This window comes from Celeribacter sp. SCSIO 80788, assembly GCF_051054295.1.
Classification (GTDB): domain Bacteria; phylum Pseudomonadota; class Alphaproteobacteria; order Rhodobacterales; family Rhodobacteraceae; genus Celeribacter.
Genome location: NZ_CP150482.1, coordinates 3,417,093 through 3,434,259, shown reverse-complemented (window position 1 = coordinate 3,434,259; position 17,167 = coordinate 3,417,093). Strand labels below are relative to the sequence as shown.

Annotated in this window: 14 protein-coding genes and 1 tRNA gene; 3 read left to right on the top strand and 12 right to left on the bottom strand. The window is 60.2% G+C overall.

Going from position 1 to position 17,167, the window contains the following annotated elements:
- Positions 1-18 precede the first annotated feature (18 nt).
- Complete coding sequence (locus tag V1471_RS17260) at positions 19-1,212, top strand: serine hydrolase domain-containing protein (protein ID WP_434290393.1); 1,194 nt, start codon at positions 19-21, stop codon at positions 1,210-1,212.
- Positions 1,213-1,306: 94 nt separating this feature from the next.
- On the opposite strand, the gene V1471_RS17255 is transcribed toward V1471_RS17260, so the two are convergent.
- Positions 1,307-4,891 carry a hydantoinase B/oxoprolinase family protein gene (locus V1471_RS17255; protein WP_434290392.1) on the bottom strand — a complete coding sequence of 1,195 codons (3,585 nt, stop codon included), beginning with the start codon at positions 4,889-4,891 and terminating at the stop codon, positions 1,307-1,309.
- Positions 4,892-5,053: 162 nt separating this feature from the next.
- Between V1471_RS17255 and V1471_RS17250 the strand changes: the two genes are divergently transcribed.
- Both V1471_RS17250 and V1471_RS17245 read left to right on the top strand, forming a co-directional pair.
- Positions 5,054-5,130: transfer RNA gene (locus tag V1471_RS17250), tRNA-Met, on the top strand.
- A gap of 436 nt (positions 5,131-5,566) precedes the next feature.
- Positions 5,567-6,709: an FAD-dependent monooxygenase gene (locus V1471_RS17245; protein ID WP_434290390.1), complete on the top strand. Its 1,143-nt coding sequence runs from the start codon at positions 5,567-5,569 to the stop codon at positions 6,707-6,709.
- 38 nt (positions 6,710-6,747) lie between these two features.
- Here V1471_RS17245 and V1471_RS17240 read toward each other — a convergent pair whose 3' ends face one another.
- From V1471_RS17240 to V1471_RS17190, 11 genes are all read right to left on the bottom strand, one after another.
- Positions 6,748-7,356, bottom strand: a complete 609-nt coding sequence (locus tag V1471_RS17240) for a flavin reductase family protein (RefSeq protein ID WP_434290389.1) — start codon at positions 7,354-7,356, stop codon at positions 6,748-6,750.
- 67 nt (positions 7,357-7,423) lie between these two features.
- Positions 7,424-8,044: an isochorismatase family protein gene (locus V1471_RS17235; protein WP_434290388.1), complete on the bottom strand. Its 621-nt coding sequence runs from the start codon at positions 8,042-8,044 to the stop codon at positions 7,424-7,426.
- 73 nt (positions 8,045-8,117) lie between these two features.
- Positions 8,118-9,149: a leucyl aminopeptidase gene (locus V1471_RS17230; RefSeq protein WP_434290387.1), complete on the bottom strand. Its 1,032-nt coding sequence runs from the start codon at positions 9,147-9,149 to the stop codon at positions 8,118-8,120.
- 33 nt (positions 9,150-9,182) lie between these two features.
- Positions 9,183-9,959, bottom strand: a complete 777-nt coding sequence (locus tag V1471_RS17225; protein WP_434290386.1) for an alpha/beta fold hydrolase — start codon at positions 9,957-9,959, stop codon at positions 9,183-9,185.
- A 10-nt stretch (positions 9,960-9,969) separates the two neighbouring features.
- A complete protein-coding gene (locus V1471_RS17220) occupies positions 9,970-10,671 on the bottom strand; it encodes a maleate cis-trans isomerase family protein (protein WP_434290968.1) in 702 nt (233 codons plus the stop codon).
- Positions 10,672-10,830: 159 nt separating this feature from the next.
- Positions 10,831-11,505 carry a TetR/AcrR family transcriptional regulator gene (locus V1471_RS17215; protein ID WP_434290384.1) on the bottom strand — a complete coding sequence of 225 codons (675 nt, stop codon included), beginning with the start codon at positions 11,503-11,505 and terminating at the stop codon, positions 10,831-10,833.
- An 88-nt stretch (positions 11,506-11,593) separates the two neighbouring features.
- The gene (locus tag V1471_RS17210; protein WP_434290383.1) at positions 11,594-13,111 is read right to left on the bottom strand and encodes a tripartite tricarboxylate transporter permease; all 1,518 of its coding nucleotides are present in this window, start codon (positions 13,109-13,111) and stop codon (positions 11,594-11,596) included.
- A gap of 11 nt (positions 13,112-13,122) precedes the next feature.
- Positions 13,123-13,638 (bottom strand): tripartite tricarboxylate transporter TctB family protein, encoded by a 516-nt coding sequence (locus tag V1471_RS17205; protein ID WP_434290381.1) that lies wholly within the window; start codon positions 13,636-13,638, stop codon positions 13,123-13,125.
- Positions 13,639-13,704: 66 nt separating this feature from the next.
- On the bottom strand, positions 13,705-14,691 hold the full coding sequence (locus V1471_RS17200) for a Bug family tripartite tricarboxylate transporter substrate binding protein (protein ID WP_434290379.1): 987 nt from the start codon (positions 14,689-14,691) through the stop codon (positions 13,705-13,707).
- A gap of 306 nt (positions 14,692-14,997) precedes the next feature.
- Positions 14,998-16,053, bottom strand: coding sequence for an FAD-binding oxidoreductase (locus V1471_RS17195; protein WP_434290377.1), 1,056 nt, complete (start codon positions 16,051-16,053; stop codon positions 14,998-15,000).
- Positions 16,046-17,119 (bottom strand): xylose isomerase, encoded by a 1,074-nt coding sequence (locus tag V1471_RS17190; protein WP_434290376.1) that lies wholly within the window; start codon positions 17,117-17,119, stop codon positions 16,046-16,048. Before V1471_RS17190 ends, V1471_RS17195 begins: the two co-directional genes overlap by 8 nt.
- Positions 17,120-17,167 lie beyond the last annotated feature (48 nt).

Here is a 17,167-nt window from a genome sequence, read left to right as displayed (position 1 = left end):
CGACAGCAGGGGACAGCCATGCAAGCTTCGGCACTGATCGACACCGCGAAAATCATAGGTGGCCGCCTCCTCCGGCTCGATATGACCGGCGTCAAACGGCTCGCGCGGGTCAACAGCCTGTTTGCGCCCGGCAAGATCGTCTGGAATTTTTCCCATCTCGATCAGCTCTTCCACGCCCTGCCCTTCGACATGCCCGCCTCCCAGCCAAGCGCTTTGCCTGAGGCAAAAGCGCCGCTCACGACACACGTTGATCTCGACCGCTACTTCATCGACCGGAACGTCAAAAGCTTTCTCGTCCTGAAAGACGGTGCCATCCGTCACGAGCAGTATTTTCACGGCACCCGGCCCGAAGACCGCAATATCTCATGGTCCATGTCGAAAAGCGTCACAGCACTCCTGCTTGGCATCCTGATCGACAAAGGGCTGATCCCCGCCGACATTCTCGAAGCCGAGGTGCAGGACCATCTGCCCGCGCTCAAGGGCAGCGGTTATGACGGCGTGCGCCTCCTCGACGTGCTCACCATGTCGAGCGGCGTGCGTTTCAACGAGGACTATGTCGACTATCATTCCGACATCAACCGCATGGGTCGGATCATCGGGGTCGGCGGCTCGATGGACGATTTCGCCGCCACGCTCACCCGGCAATGGCCCCCCGGCACCTATATGCATTACGTCACCGTCGACACCCATGTCATCGGCATGATGATCCGGGCGCTGACCGGTCAAAAGATGATCGACCTGCTGAACGCCCATGTGATCCGACCCATGGGGTTCGAGCACAGCGGTTTCGTCATCACCGATGAGGAACAGGAGCCTTTCGTCGCGGGCGGCTTTAACATGAGCACCCGCGATTATGCCCGTCTTGCCCAGATGATGCTGCAAAAAGGCGCATGGAACGGCACCCGGATCGTGTCGGAAGCGTGGGTTGACCGCATGACGCAACAGACCGCGCCCCTGCCCGATCCCGAGACCGCGAAAATCCCCGACGGGCAATTGCGCTATGGCCTGCAATGGTGGCTGCCGCCCGAGGCGCGCGAAGGCGAGTTCTTCGGCATCGGCATCTACGGGCAATACATGTATATCCACCGCGCGGCGGGCGTGGTGATCGCCCAGAATGCCGCCGACACGGATTTCCGGGTGGGCGATGGCGCGATCAACCTTAAGACCCTCGCGATGTTCCGGCAAATCGCGGAGGATTTGGCAGAGGCTTAGGCTCGCCGCGCCCTGCGCGTTTCGTGCCCGACAAAAGTCCGACACAAATCCGACGCTTTGCCGACAGTCATTTCGGAGCGATTTCGGGCGGCGATCAGGCCGCCCCAAAGCCCCCGCCGCCGGGCGTTTCCATCACGAAAATCCCGCCTGCCGGAAGGTCGATCTCGTCATTGCCCTGAAGCGGAATGTCCGCGCCGTCCGGCAAGATTGCAAAGTTCCGCCCCACCGCCCCCGGCGCACCGCCATCGACGCCAAAAGGCGGTATGACCCGGTGCGAACAGAGTGTCGTGACTGTCACCGGCGTCAGGAATTCCATCTTTCGGATCAATCCGTTACCGCCATGATGCGCGCCTTGACCGCCCGAATTCGGACGGATGGAAAATTCCAGAAGCCGCACCGGAAACCGCGCTTCGAGAATTTCGGGATCGGTCATCCGCGTGTTGGTCATATGCGACTGCACCGCGTCGCAGCCGTCGAAATCCGGCCCTGCGCCCGTGCCGCCCGCGATGGTTTCATAATTCTGGAAGTCATTGTTCCCCCAGACAAAATTATTCATCGTCCCCTGCGACCCGGCGATCACCCCCAAGGCCCCGAACAACGCATTGCACGCCGCCTGCGACACCTCCGTGTTCCCCGCAATCACCGCCGCCCCCTCGCCCGGATTGAGCATCGACCCCTCCGGCACGATGATATGAAGCGGCTTGAGACAGCCCTCGTTCAGCGGGATGTTTTTGCCCACAAGTGTCCGGAAAACATAGAGAACCACCGCGCGAGAGATCGACAGAGGTGCATTGAAATTTCCCTTGTGCTGCGACGAAGTTCCGGTGAAATCGACGGTCGCCGTGCGGGTGGCCGCATCGACCGTAAGACGCACCTTGATCTCTGCGCCATCGTCCATCGGATAGGTGAATTCCCCATCTGAGAGCCGGTCGATCACCGCACGCACGGAGGCCTCGGCATTGTCCTGCACATGCTGCATATAGGCCGTGACCACCTCCGCACCATAGCGGGCGACAACGCCCATAAGCGCTTGTTTTCCCGTCTCATTCGAGGCCACCTGCGCCTGAAGATCGGCAATGTTCTGGTCGATATTGCGCGCGGGATAGCGCCCCGAGGCCATCAGCGCGCGCATCTTCTCTTCCTCGAACCGCCCTGCCGTCACGATGCGCGTGGTTTCGATCACCACACCTTCTTCTTCGAGCGTTGTGCTATCGGGGGGCAGCGATCCCGGCGTGCGCCCGCCGACATCCGCGTGATGCCCGCGCGCGCCCAGCCAATAGGCAGGTTTTCCGTCCACAAATACCGGCGTCACCACAGTGATGTCCGGCAGATGGGTACCGCCGCGATAGGGCGAATTGAGCACGAAGGCGTCACCCTCGGCGGCATCTGAAAACTGCCGGATCACCGTCTGCACCGAGTCCGACATGGAGCCGAGATGCACCGGAACATGCGGCGCATTGGCGACGAGACGGCCCTGAGCGTCAAAGATCGCACAGGAAAAATCGAACCTTTCCTTGATGTTGACCGACCACGACGTGTTCGCCAGCGTTGCACCCATCTGATCGGCGACAGACATGAACAGGTTCGACATCACCTCGAGAAGGATCGGATCGGCCTCGGTTCCCACGGCAGCACTACGCTCGACGGGCGCGGCGCGGGTCAGGATCAGGTTGCCCTGCGCATCAAGCCGCCCCACCCAGCCCGGTTCGATCACATTGGTGCCTGTCGGCTCGGAGATCACAGCCGGACCCTGAATGTCCACGCCTTGCGGCAGTCTCAGTCGGTCGAATAGCGGCACCTCACCCCAACCGGACGCCGTGACGGACATCATCGCTTTCGGCGCGACCTCTCCCACTCCCATAGGCGCGACCATAGGGGGTTCACCGGTTTCCCCCACGGCCTCCACGGCCAGCATATCGAGGATCAGGGCCCGCCCCGGCGGCGCAAAACCGAACCGTGCCTTGTGCGCGACCTCAAACGCCGCCGTCATCTCCGCCATAGTCCCAAACAGCACATCGAGCGTCTGGTGCGAGCCGGTATAGCGCAGATGAGCCCGTGTCAGGGTTCTGATCTGCGCCACACCCTGCGCGGCCACCTCCGCCTGCGCCTCCGCCACCAATGCCGCGCGCGCGCCTTCTGCGGCAGAAAGATCGTCAAGCGGCAGGTCCAGTTGCACCTCCCGCAGCGCCCGGATGTCCGCCAGCCCCATGCCATAGGCCGAAAGCACACCGGCAAAAGGGTGGATCAGCACCCGCGTCATACCGAGCGCATCGGCCACGAGACAGGCGTGCTGTCCGCCCGCGCCACCAAAACATTGCAGCGTATATTGCGACACGTCGTGTCCGCGCTCGACCGAGATTTTCTTGATCGCATTGGCCATATTGTCGACCGCGATCCGCAGAAAACCCTCCGCCACCTCTTCGGGCATAAGGCTCTGCCCGGTGGCCGCGTTGATCTCCGCAGTTAACTCTTCAAACCCGCGTCGGGCGGCATCGACGTCCAGCGGTTCCTTGCCCTCCGGCCCAAAGACATGCGGGAAATGATCGGGCGACAGTTTGCCCAGAAACACGTTGCAATCGGTCACCGTCAGTGGCCCGCCACGGCGGTAAGCGGCAGGCCCCGGATCGGCCCCCGCACTTTCGGGACCGACCTGAAACCGACCCTCCCGAAAGCTGCAAATCGAGCCGCCACCGGCTGCGACCGTATGAATATCCATCATCGGCGCACGCAACCGCACACCAGCGACTTCAGTCTCGAAGGTGCGTTCATAAAGGCCCGCGTAATGCGAGACATCGGTCGAAGTGCCGCCCATATCGAAGCCGATCAGCCTTTCAAATCCCGCCGCCTCACCCGTGCGCACCATGCCGACGATGCCGCCCGCAGGCCCGGAGAGGATCGCATCACGACCCTGAAACAGCGCCGCATCGGTCAACCCGCCATTCGATTGCATGAACAACAGCCGCTCGCAGGCATGGCCCAACGACAGCGCCTCGGCCACCTGATCGACATAGCGGCGCAGGATCGGGGAGAGATAGGCGTCGACGACCGTGGTGTCGCCGCGCGAGACGAGTTTTGCCAGTCGCGAGGTCTCATGCGAGGTCGAGACCTGTGTAAAGCCGATCTCCCGTGCGATCTCCGCGACGCGGATTTCATGCGCGGGTTCGAGATAGGCGTGCAGAAAAGCGATGGCAACAGCGCGAATGCCCTGATCGAACCCTGATTGCAGAGCCGCCCGGGCAGCGCTCTCATCGAGTGGCGTGACGACAGAGCCATCTGCCGCCAGCCGCTCCGGGACCTCCGCGACGCTTTCATAAAGCAATTCGGGGCGTTTGATCTCGAGCGCGAAGAGATCGGGCCGGGCCTGATAACCGATGCGTAGCAGATCACGGAAACCTTCGGTGATCAGCAGAAGCACCCGCTCGCCCTTGCGCTCCAGCAGCGCATTGGTCGCGACCGTCGTGCCCATCTTGACCGCTCTGATCGCACGCCGCGGGATCGGAGCGCCTGAAGCCAGAGCCAACAGGTCGCGAATCCCCTGTTCGGCGGCATCGCGATAGCGCTCTGGATTGTTGGACAGCAGTTTGAGCGTATGAAGCCGCCCCTCAGGGTCGCGCCCTACCACATCGGTGAAGGTGCCGCCCCGGTCGATCCAGAAATCCCATTGTCCCGTGCTGCCCATATCCGCCCCGCTTTTCGCCTGTCGCGAGAGGTTAGGAGATCGTGGCACGGGCAACAAGTCGGGCGGGGAACGCGGGCGTGGCCCTGAGTGGAATTTTCTGCCGGATTTCGGCGAAATCCCTCTTGACCCCCGCAGTCGCTCAATCTATCTACGCGGCACTTCGGCGGAGTAGCTCAGTTGGTTAGAGCAGCGGAATCATAATCCGCGTGTCGGGGGTTCAAGTCCCTCCTCCGCTACCATATCCCCAAACGACAGACTGAATTGAAATCGCTTTTAAGAGCGAAGAATTGCCTTTGCGCCGGTTTGCCCACATTTTGATCTTGGCGTGCAAAGCGGTGAACTGCCTGCTTTTCTCGAATAGAGTACTCACACAAGCTCCATTCAAGCGAGAGGAACCGAAGACATGAATGTCAGGCTCCATCGTAAAAACAGACACGGCACAAGAGCCGCAAGGCCTGTCCCCTCCATGTCGTGAGAGCTCTGCCTGTTCCCGCCCTGAGATCGCTTATAGAAGCGAGGAGCCTGTGCTCACCACGACGGCCGGCTGCCAGTTGATTAAATTTTCATCAGATGACTGTTTGCCGCTCCCGCGGCAACCATTGTTTTTGACACTGCTTCTTGATGTGATATTTGTTTGTGTACAAATGAATATATCTCTGACGCACAGGACCTCACATGACTCAGATCGACCAAGTAGATATCGCCGTCATCGGCGCTGGCCTCGGCGGCGCAGCAGCGGCTGCTCTCCTGCTGGACGCGGGTTTCTCCGTTCACACCTTCGAGCAGGCCCCCGAATTCACCCGTCTCGGCGCTGGCATCCATATCGGCCCGAACGTGATGAAAATTTTTCGCCAGATCGGGCTTGAGAAACGTCTCGAAGAGATCGGCTCACACCCGGATTTCTGGTTCTCCCGCGACGGGATGACCGGCGAATACCTGTCGAAAATTCCCTTGGGCGACTATGCCAAAAAGGAATACGGTGCCTCCTACATCACCATTCACCGCGGCGATCTGCATGCCGAACAAATCAACGCCCTGCCCCAGGACACCGTACATTTCGATCATCGCCTGACCGATATCGAAGAGCGCGACAATGACGTTCTTTTGACCTTTACCAATGGCAACAAGGTTGCGGCGAAACTCGTGGTCGGTGCCGACGGCATCAACTCGATGATCCGCGAAAAACTTCTGGGCGTCGAAAAACCGCGTTACAGCGGTTGGGTCGGCCATCGCGCGCTGGTCGATATGAACAAGCTGCGCTCTTCCGGTCTGGACTTCGAGCCCTGCGTGAAATGGTGGTGGGAACAATCCCGTCACATCATGACTTACGCGACGAAACACGATCAGTCGGAATATTACTATGTGACCGGCGTGCCGGTGGACAGCTGGGACCACGAAGCAAGCTTTGTCGACAGCTCCCGCGAAGAGATGGAAGCGATTTTCGGCGGGTCGCACCCCGTCGTTCAGGCCCTGATCGACGCGACCGAGACCGTGACCAAATGGCCGTTCTGGAACCGCGATGTGATGAACCTCTGGAGCCAGGGGCGTCTGGTCATGCTGGGCGATGCCTGCCACCCGATGCGCCCGCATATGGCCCAAGGTGCCTGCATGGCGATCGAAGATGCCGCCGTTCTGACCCGTGCGCTGTCGATCTCCGGGATGGAGGATTACGCCTCCGCCTTCAAAACCTACGAGGCGACCCGCCACGCCCGCGCCACCAAGGTGCAGACGATTTCCAACGCCAACACATGGCTCAAAGAGCCGGAAGATCCGGCCTGGGTTTACGCCTATGACCCGATGACGGCGGACCTCGCCTGAATTGAAAACGGCCCCTGCGGGGGCCGTTTTTTATGATGTCAAAGTTTTGGGCGGCGCATCTGGAACAGCTTATCTATGCAGGCGAAGTCCTGGTATCCAAGCCGAGTCAAAGGCTTGTAGCGCAGCACATCGAACCGCCCTTCTTCCGTCAGGCAGTCGTCGCGCAGGTGGATCGCCTCGACACGCGCGAGGATCATCAGATTGCCCTCTCCCTCCAGATCGATCACCTGCGTCAACCGACATTCCAGAGCTGCCGGAGCGTCGGCAAGTCGCGGACAGTCGATGCTTTCGCAGTCCGCGGCCTTCAACCCCAAAGCCTCAAACTCGCTCCGATCCGCCGGATAACCCGCAGAGGAGGCATTGAGCGCCTCGCGATCCTCAAACCCGGCGATGTTGATGCAGAACACGCCGGTCTCAAGGATATGGCTGTAGCTGTCCTTGCCTTTGGCGCGATCCGGCTTGCCGCCGATGGAGGACACGATGACTTGCGGCGGCGTATAGGCCACAGCGTTGAAAAACGAATAGGGCGCAAGGTTGGTCGCGCCATGTGTGCCGCGTGTCGAAATCCACGCGATGGGCCGGGGCGAGACAATCGCCGCAAACGGATCGCGCGGCAGGCCAGAGCCGTCTTTCGTCAGGTAAAACATCGCTTTCTCCTATGAAAAAGGGGAAGACCGCAGCCTCCCCCAAACATTCCCTGCAATTTGGGCGGGTTCAAAGGCTTTCGAGCCAGCCCAGAATATCCGCACTGTCGGTGACGTCACCGTATTTCTGATCCATGTCGTAGAGGTTCGCCTCATGCGGCGCTTCGGCCCGGTCGGCGCAGCAATCGCGCGGGATCAACACGGTATAGCCCGACTGCACCGCATCCACGACGGTTGCGCGGACACAGCCCGATGTCGTCGCCCCTGTCACCACAACGGTATCGACGCCTGCGCCGGTCAGAAGCGCGTTCAAGGTCGAGCCGAAAAACGACGACGCACCCTTTTTGGTGACAATCGCGTCTTCGGGTTGAATGCCCGTGGCGGCGTCGATTTCGACCAGACGCGTGTTTTCGATCAGCGCCCGCATCCCGGTCGCTTTTTTGAGCCACGGGAGCTTGTCCAACTCGCCGGGGTGATAGGCGATGGTGGTGAAGATCACCGGAAACCCCTTGGCGCGTGCCGCATCGCAAATCTCTTTGGTCCGGGCCATTTGCAACGCGGCATCCGAGGCCGTCGGGTATTGCAGATCCGTGAACCCGTAAGAAAAATCCACGACCACGATACCGGGTTTCGTGCCACGCGGCACAGAGACGCCGAAGCCTGCGGCCTTATAGGTGTCTGACTGAGACATGATCCTGTCCTTTGTAAAGATGGGCGGCCCCGAGGTAAGTAGAGCCGCCCGGCAGATTGAGGCAGGGGACGCCTCAGCTGCGTTCCATCTGGATCTCTTTCACCACGATATCGCCGTCGATCACGATCGGCTCGTCGTCGAGGAAAAGCGAACAATTGCGCATCGGGATGTCGAGGTGACAGGCGGTGTCGTTCGGCCCGCCCAGCTCGTTGTTCGGCCCCGTCGAGAACATCACGTTGCCGTAGAAGGCGCGCGGCTCCATGCCCATGCCGCCGGGGAACGCGCCCGGCACCATGTTGTGCCATTTGGCATTCGGGTTCATGCCCCAACCGACATGGCTCATGCCCATGCCACGCGGATCGTTGAAGGCATCCATGTAGGATTTCACCAGCTCGGCATCGAGACCGCCACGAATGTCGGTGATCCAGCCTTTCTCGATGGTGTAGGTGATGGGCGAGCTGACATACATATTCTGCGGCAACAGGATATCGCCCGGTGCGACCACGATGGTGCCATCCACCCCGTCGTCATCGCCGCCGGTGAACACGAACCCCGACGGCCAGTGATCCCAGCGCCCCGGTTCGTCGGTGCAGGCATATTCCGTCACCGCCGGGTAGGTGTTGAGCTTATAGGTCACATCCGTGCCATGGGGCGAGGTGATGCGCATGACCTTGGCCTTACCGAGCATCTCGCCCGCGATGGTCACTTTCTCGCGGATCTCCTGCGTCGGCAGCATGCGTGCCAAAAGCTCCGGCGGCTCCACGGCGGTGAGAATGCGAGTGCCAGCGGCTTGAATGGCGAATTGCTCCGGCGAGAACAGCAGGAAAATGCAGTCGATCAGCATGTCGCAGTTTTTCAGCGCCTCGACCGCGTCGGGCATCGCCGCCAGACCGGTTTGCCCCACCGCCCATTCGCCGATGACGGCAGGCGCTGGCAGGCGCATGTGATACATATTGGCGCCCAGCATCCGACCGGCGGCCATGAACGCATCGGCATAGTCGAGGCGTTCGTTGCCTTGGGTCAGAACGATGAGACGTTCGTCCTTTTGCACGCCCGACATCTTCAACTGATGCAGGCAGATGTCCGTGAAACTCGCGTGATCCATATCTGTATTCCCTGTTGTGTTATGTGGTCGGACTTAAGCTTTGAAATCCATGACGGCATCGAGGAAGCCTTCGAGATCGTCCCAGGGGATCATGTGCCCCGCGCCCTCGACCGTGCGGACCTCCATGGCGGGCAAAAGCGATTTCAGCTCCGCCTCGTCCTCGTCCTGAATGACCGGCGCGCCGCCCGCGATCACCAAACGCGTCGGCACGCTGAGTTTCGGCACATCCGCATGGATGTCGTCGGTGTGGAACCCGTCATACGCGGTCCGGATTGCCCCCCAGTGACAGGTGTGCAGCCACTCGGCCCGTAGCGCGCATTGTTCGTCGGTCCATGTCGGGCAATAGGCCTTCATATCCTCACCCGAACAACCTTTCACGGCCATTTTGATCGAGTCGCCATACCAGGCCCAAGGGGACGGATAGGACCGACGGTTCGGGCCGGAGACCGGCGGATCAACGAGGATCGCACCCTTGAACACCTCGGGTTTCGTCGCCACCGCCCGGATCGCGGTGCGCGCGCCCATGGAGTGACCCATGACAATCGGTCGGTCCATCTGTTCGGCCAGCGCCACTGCATCGGCGGCCATGGCGTCGAGCGTATAATCCAGATCCCCCGTCTCGCTGAGCCCCCGTCCGCGCACGTCGAGCACATGGACGTCGAACGCGTCTGCCAGACGTTCGGCGACAAAACCCCATGTGATCGCGGGCGAGGTGATGCCGGGGATCAGAAGCAGCTCGGGGCCTTTGCCCTCATAGCGGATCAGGTGGTTGCGAATGCCGTTGGCCTGAACGTTATAGCCATAAGACATGGGAGCCTCCTCAATACGCGCCGGACAGAAGCGTGCCGCCGCCGGGAACGCGTGTGTCGAGATCGAGCGCCTTGAGCATCTGCCATGTGGTGGCGATGGCTGCGGTCAGAACCGGCTTGCCAGTGATCGCCTCGGCCATCGGCACGGCGGGAAGCGACGGCATTTGCACGCAAGCCGACAGCACGACCGCGTCCACATCATCGGTCTTCAGCCCTTTGACGATTTCCGGCAGGTTCATCGGATCGTGTGCGGCCACGTCGAGATTGTCCTGAATTTCCAATGCGATATAGTCGCTGACTTCGATACCTTCGTTGCGGATATACTCGACCACCATCTCGGTCAGAGGCTTCATATAGGGTGCAACGAGGGCGATTTTCTTGGCCCCAAGCGCCCGGATGCCCTCGATCAGCGCACCGGCGGAGGTCACCACCGGTGCGGGCCCGCCATTTTCGGCGGCCACACCGGCAAGACGCGGACCGGACACGCAGTGATAGCCCTTGCCCATGGACATGATCGCCACGAGGCAGGCGTAGCCCATCACGTCGACCTTGGCGTCCGAGAGCTCCAACGCGCAGCGGTCGCTGTCGGCATCCATCTTCTCAAGCTCTTCTTTCGTCACATGTTTCATCCGCATCCGCGCGGAGTGAAAGGTGAACCGCTCAGGTGCGATGGTCTCGCGCGCTTTCAGAAGCGCCGGAATCTCCGTCTCCATGGTGACGTTGGAGCTGGGCACGATCTGCCCGATGCGAAAGTTTTTCATGATTCTCGTCCTTGAGGGTGCGTTGCCTCAAGGCGTAATTACAATTCTGTATAATTACAAGTCTGAATAATTATTCAGACAAGCCGGACCCGGCAGAAATTCACGAATTGCCTAGGGAAGCGGCGCACGCAGACCGGCCGACAGGAAGACCGTCAAGTGATCAAGCATATCGACCTGCCCGACCTCACCGATCTGGCCGTCGGTCAGATCGTTGAGCCGCCCGAGATCGTTCAGCATGAACATGTAGGTACCGACAAGGAAGGCCATGCGGATCGAGATCACATCCTTCGGAATTTCCGGCAGCGCGTCGCACAATGCCGCGATATAGCGTTTGACCGAAGCATCGTAGACCTCGCTGCGCAGATGCAGCGCGTGCTCATCAAGCTCGGAATGCAGCCGGGCCTGCAAGCGCACAAAGGCCGCACCATTCGGCCCCGAATATTTCATATCCCATTGTGGTTTAAGATAATTTTTCACAATTTCTTCGACTTTCGGCACGCGCCCTCCAGACAAGATCTGATCCAGAAGCACATGACGCACACCAGAAATCGCCGAGCCACGCCGCCGAACAACCTCGTCGAACAGGTCCTGTTTCGAGCCGAAATAATAGCGCACCAGCGCCTGATTTACGCCTGCCCCGGCAGCAATATCGCGCACCTTGGCACCGTTGAACCCAACCTCGGAAAAGATCAGCTCCGCCTTGTCGAGAATAACGTCGCGCAGTTCGACACCCTCTTTCGGGCGCCCAGGCTTGCGGCGTGTTTTTGCTTCTGCGCCTTCGGACATACCTCTACCCCGGCTGTGAAATTCAGTCGTTTTTTTTGTGACAACCGGAGACCCAAAGCTCAAGCGTATTTATTATTCAAATTAATAATTAAAACACCTTCTTGATACTCAAAGCGGAACCAGAACGCAGCTTTGCCCAACCCCGTTTCAACAGGGGCAGAGATACGAGGACCACACAGATGACAATCAGCGTGGCCGAGATCGGACGCTCCAGAAAGATCGTCCAGGAGCCGCGGCTGATCATCAGGCTGCGGCGCAGGTTTTCCTCGAGGATTGGGCCGAGGATCAAGCCAAAGGCCAGCGGCGTGACTGGAAGACTGAGGCGCGAGAACACGAACCCCACCACCCCGAAGGCAATCATCACATAGACGTCGTTCATGTCGTTGCGGATCGCGAAGGCGCCGATCACACAGAAAACCGCAATGAAGACATACATGAGCTGCGGCGGGATTTTGGTCACCAACACGGCAGCGCGGATCATGCCGAGGCCGATCACCAGCGTAGCAACAAGCGCCAACAGCACGGAAACGTAAATCCACGACACAAACGTCGGGTTGCTGGCGAACAGAAGCGGGCCTGGCGTCAGCCCATGGACCATCAACGCGCCCATCAAAACGGCCGTGATCGTGTCACCCGGAACGCCCAAAGCGATCAGCGGAATGAGCGAACCGCCAACGGAGGCGCTGTTTGCGGCCTCGGGCGCCACCAAACCGTCCGGATGCCCGGAACCGAATTTCTCCGGCTCCTTCGACAGGCGACGCTCCTGCGCATAGGCGATGGAAACCGCCACGGCGGAGCCTGCCGCCGGGATCGCACCGATGAACGTTCCGATCACAGACCCGCGCAGCATGACTTTCCAGCGCGAGGTCAGCTCATGCATCGGTAAAAGCACCTTGCCGATCTGCGGCCGCGCCTTGGGCGCACCACCAAACCCCACAAGGTTTTGCAGGATTTCGCCAAGACCGAACAGGCCGATGATCACCGGGATCAGGTTCAACCCCGATTGCAGCATCGGCGTGTTAAGCGTCATGCGCTGCGCATCGGTCAGCGCATCGAAGCCGATCATGCCGAGCGCCACACCGATAAAGCCGACGACGGAGGCCACAAGCGTGGAACCGTTGGAGGCAAAGGACAGCATGACGATGCCGAAAAGCGCCACGGCGGCAAATTCAGGACTGCGGAAATTGGTGGCAAATCCCGCAAGCACCGGCGCCAGAAGGACGAGCATCGCAAGCCCCACCATGCCGCCGATGGTCGAGGCAACGAGTGCGAAATTGAGCGCATGCCCCGCCCGGCCCTGTTGTGCCATCGGGTAGCCGTCGACCTGGGTGAAAATCGAGGCTGGCGTACCGGGCAGCTTCATCAGGATGGCCGAAATCGAGCCGCCATAGACGCTCGACATGAAAATCGAGATCAGGAACAGGATCGCAACGCCCGGGTCCATAGCAAAGGTCACGGGCATCAGAATTGCGAGCGCCATGGTCGAGGAAATCCCAGGGATCGCACCCAGCACAAGGCCAAGCACCGTGCCCAGAACCACAAGGCCAAGCATCATCGGGTTGGAAACGAAGCCGAAAAGCACATCGGCGAAAGAAGAGAGTAGCATGGCAAGCCCGATCAGACAGGAAGTGGCAGAGTCAAGAGGCGCACGAAAATCAGATTGACGAAGAGCGCCGCGCCCGCGCCAAACAGCAGCGCTTCGATCACATGGCGCAGCGCATGGCCCCGCACTGTGGTCAGAAGCACGTAAATCCAGACCATGGAGAACAGAGCAACGGCGAAGGTCGTTCCAAGCGCGCGCATCCCCGTCGGCATCATCAGAAGCGAGATCACGAACGCGATCGACAAGGCCCAAGCTCGCGCGGTTTCGACCAAGCGATAGGTTGGCGTAAAGCTCTCGCCCTGATCTCGAAAGCCCCAGAGCCCCAAGACGAACAACAGCCCACCCGCTATCACGAGAACCATCAGACATAGTCCGATCAGGAAAAACGGCCCCGGATCGCCCGGCATCGGCATACCGGAATACATATTCCGGCTTTGCTGCAACATGAGCCAGCCAATCCCGGCCAACAGCAGGAAAAACAGACCGACAGCGAGGGTCTTGCGCGCAGATCCATCAATGGGCGGACTCATATCGGGCTCCTTGGGTCACTGGCCTGGGTAAATTTTGGGACGGAGGCACCTCCGTCCCGGGGAGGATCAGTCGCGCTTCAGTTCAGGCGCAACCAGACCGGCTTTGTCGAGGAGCGGGTAGACCAGCTCTTCCTGCTTCGCGAGTTCTGCGGCGGCGCCTTCGGCCCCGAGCGGGCGCAACACCAAACCGTTCTTGTCGGCGGCAGCCTTGAACCCTTCGCTGTTCACAGCGGCCAGAAGCCCCTCTTCGAGCTTGCTGCGCACATCTTCCGGGATGCCTTTCGGCGCCACCATCATGACGAAATCGTTCACCACGATGTCATAGCCCTGCTCTTTGAAGGTCGGCACATCGGGCAGCTTCGGGTGACGGGTCTCGGAGGCCACACCCAGCACATTCACGGTGCCCGCATAGGTATGCTCAAGAATCGGCGGGATCGGCAGGGTCGCGGTCTGAACCTCACCAGTCAAAAGCGCGGTAACGGTCGGCGCGTGTCCCGGATAGGGCAGTTTCATCATCTCGACGCCAAGCGCCTCGGGGATCACCTCAGCGAAGACAAAGGAATTGCCCCCTTGCGGATCGTTGCCGTTCATCAAGGCCATCGGATCTTTCTTCATCGCTTCGATATAGCCTTCGAGCGTGTCGATGCCGGTGGAAGCGGCGATCTCAAGCGCGCCGGGTTCGTCGCTGATGTAAACGATCGGATCGAGAGCGTCGAGCTTGGGCGCGCTGGTGTTCATGTAGGATTGCGACACGGCATGCAGCCCCATCACCCCGATGGTATAGCCATCGGGTTTGGCGTTGACGATGTGGCGCATGCCGGTGGAGCCGCCCGCGCCGGTGACGTTGTCGACCACGACTGCGGTGTCCATGATGGTGGAAAGCTCATGCCCGATCAGACGGGCCACAAGGTCGTGACCGCCGCCTGCGGGCCAGACCACGGTGATGTGGATCGGCTCGCTCGGGTAGGCATCTTCGGCCATGGCGGCACCGAACGGCAGCGCAGTCGCGGCAGTCAGACAGAAGGCGGAGGCAAGGAGATGGCGTCGTTTCATGGGGTCCCTGTTGTTTTCTAAAGTGTAGCAGGTGCGAGCAGACAAAGCCCACCCGGGCGCAACCCGCACCATGCGGATCGCAGCGTTGGTATCTCGTCATTTGGGCCTTTGAAGGCGGTGCGATTAACTGTTGGAGTCCTCAGCCCTTTGCGGGTCTTTTGCTCCGTGACAGGATCAGAAAAGCGCAGCCAATATCGTTTGTATAGAAACAAATTATTCGGCCGTATAATTTTCCGCTCCCCGTGTTGTTAATCCACGGTTTTGCACATAATTTAATCATACGCACCGAATTGCAGGCAGGTGATATTACAAATCGAGCGTCACATCGCCTTTCGGGACGGAGCAGCAGAGGAAGATTTCCCCCTCCTTCGGCGAATCGATCAGATCTTCCGTATACGCAACTTCTCCGCTGAGCTTGCGGCATGCGCATGTCCCACATATACCGGATCTGCATTCGAATTCCGGCCTCAGGCCTTGGGCCTCGGCGAGCTCCAAAAGGTTGTCACTCGAACCATCCCAAGCCACCTCCAGGCCGGATTTCACGAAACGCACCACCGGACTGGCTCCGATTTCTGTCACACCTGTGACAACCGCCTCAGGCAGCGCAGACCGTTTTGCCTCTTTTTTTACCACAGACACCCCACCACCAAAGGTCTCCTGATGGATTTCCGCATCCGCTACGCCGAGAGACACCAAAGCTGCCCGCATGGCAGACATGAACCCGTCAGGCCCGCAAAGATAGACGTGATAGGCATCGAGCGGCAGAAGCGCACGCAATGTCTCACGAGACAAAAGGCCAAGCCCCTGACAACGCCCCGCAGCCACATCCGTCTCGCCCCCTTCGGCATAGGCCACATAGCCTCTTACATTCGGCGCACTGGTCACGATCTCTGCGACCTCATCGGCAAAGCTGTGCTCGGTCGCAGACAGGCAGGCATGAACAAAATAGACGGGCCGCTCCGGTTGGCGCGCCAGAACGGAGAGCATCGAGAGCGCCGGGGTGACCCCGATGCCGCCCGTCAGCAACAGCACGGGCCGCGCATCGTCGGCCAGCACGAACTTGCCACGCGGACGCTCCGCCGCAATGCGCGCACCAACCTGCACCTCATGCAGGAAGCGCGAACCGCCCTTGCCATTCGGTTCGATCTTGACACTGATCCGGTAGCCGCCGTGATCGGCAGGATCGGAAGAGATCGTGTAGGTCGCAAGCTTGCGCTCCGGCAGATCGAGCCGCAACGGCAGGTGCTGGCCCGCCAAGAAGGGCTGGAACGCACCCTCCACGACTTTCAGCCGCAGAGAAATCACGTTCTGGCTTTCCTGAACCCGCTCGACCACTTCGAGCATCATCGACGCATCAGCCATGAGCGCCTCCCTGCGGCAAGCCAAGCGCTGCCATTTCATCGCGCAGAAACCGCGCAATCGCGGCATTCTGGCCAATGAGGGAAAACTTTGCGCCATCGGCATAGTCGGTGAGATTGATCATTTCCGTGGTGATCACTGCCAACCGGCTTTCCGGCGCTTCGGCATGGTATTTCAACATTTTGCGCGCCACATGCTTGCAGGGCTCAAGCCGCCAGGCCTCCCAAGACGAATGCCATTCGCCGGGCACCGGACGGGTAAACGGATAGAGGATCGCGCGACCGTATTCGCCTTCGCGCGCCCGCTGATAAGGGTCGTTGGGCACGCCCGCCGCGCCATTGGAGCTGTCATGTTTGGACCAGAGGTTGCGCGGCCCCGACGGCGTCACGGAGCGCAGCTGGAACCACCGCACCAGCCCCGCATCGAGCCATTGATCCACCAAATTGCCCAGCTCATACGGGTCGAGCACGACCCGCCCGGCAGCGACATCTTCGCGAATACCCGACACGTCCAACTCCGCATCATCACCCATCTTAAAGAGCATATGCGAGTAATCGAGCGTCAGGTTGAACGGGATGCCCAGCTTGTCCGCCCCCTCGGCCACAGTGGCGACGCGGCGCGGATCTTCGCTCCACATGTTCACATGCAGCTCGAAACAGGGCTCAATCCCGATCTCCTGCCCCAATTCCCAAGCGTCCGCCCAGGCGCGAATGACCTCATCATCCGTGACCCAGCGCTTTTCACTGTGCCAGTTGTAGACCATCATATTATGGAACTTGGCACCCACCTTCACCGCGCGCTCCATATTGGCGCAAAGGGTGGGCAGGTAGCTCTCACCCAAAGCGTAAACCCCACTGGCGGTGGTCACAGGGAGATTATTGGCCGCACTGAGCTCAAGAAAGGTCTCAACCTCATCCGCCATCGGCAGACGGTCGAAGAAATCGAACACCCCGGCGTTTGCGACCATGGCAAACTGCTCGGAGAGCGGCGGCTCGGTGAATGAGACGGGGCGTTCGGGCGAGGAGGCTTGGGCTCCGCGACCGTTACACCCGATAAGAACGGGGGGCATAATCTTGCTTTCAGATGGAGGTGCCGAGGCCAAAGCCCCGGCAGATCG

Coding starts and splice junctions, on each gene's coding strand:
- V1471_RS17260 (WP_434290393.1), top strand. CDS start 19: ATGCAAGCTTCGGCACTGATCGACACCGCGAAAATCATAGGTGGCCGC.
- V1471_RS17255 (WP_434290392.1), bottom strand. CDS start 4,891: ATGGGCAGCACGGGACAATGGGATTTCTGGATCGACCGGGGCGGCACC.
- V1471_RS17245 (WP_434290390.1), top strand. CDS start 5,567: ATGACTCAGATCGACCAAGTAGATATCGCCGTCATCGGCGCTGGCCTC.
- V1471_RS17240 (WP_434290389.1), bottom strand. CDS start 7,356: ATGTTTTACCTGACGAAAGACGGCTCTGGCCTGCCGCGCGATCCGTTT.
- V1471_RS17235 (WP_434290388.1), bottom strand. CDS start 8,044: ATGTCTCAGTCAGACACCTATAAGGCCGCAGGCTTCGGCGTCTCTGTG.
- V1471_RS17230 (WP_434290387.1), bottom strand. CDS start 9,149: ATGGATCACGCGAGTTTCACGGACATCTGCCTGCATCAGTTGAAGATG.
- V1471_RS17225 (WP_434290386.1), bottom strand. CDS start 9,959: ATGTCTTATGGCTATAACGTTCAGGCCAACGGCATTCGCAACCACCTG.
- V1471_RS17220 (WP_434290968.1), bottom strand. CDS start 10,671: ATGGAGACGGAGATTCCGGCGCTTCTGAAAGCGCGCGAGACCATCGCA.
- V1471_RS17215 (WP_434290384.1), bottom strand. CDS start 11,505: ATGTCCGAAGGCGCAGAAGCAAAAACACGCCGCAAGCCTGGGCGCCCG.
- V1471_RS17210 (WP_434290383.1), bottom strand. CDS start 13,111: ATGCTACTCTCTTCTTTCGCCGATGTGCTTTTCGGCTTCGTTTCCAAC.
- V1471_RS17205 (WP_434290381.1), bottom strand. CDS start 13,638: ATGAGTCCGCCCATTGATGGATCTGCGCGCAAGACCCTCGCTGTCGGT.
- V1471_RS17200 (WP_434290379.1), bottom strand. CDS start 14,691: ATGAAACGACGCCATCTCCTTGCCTCCGCCTTCTGTCTGACTGCCGCG.
- V1471_RS17195 (WP_434290377.1), bottom strand. CDS start 16,053: ATGGCTGATGCGTCGATGATGCTCGAAGTGGTCGAGCGGGTTCAGGAA.
- V1471_RS17190 (WP_434290376.1), bottom strand. CDS start 17,119: ATGCCCCCCGTTCTTATCGGGTGTAACGGTCGCGGAGCCCAAGCCTCC.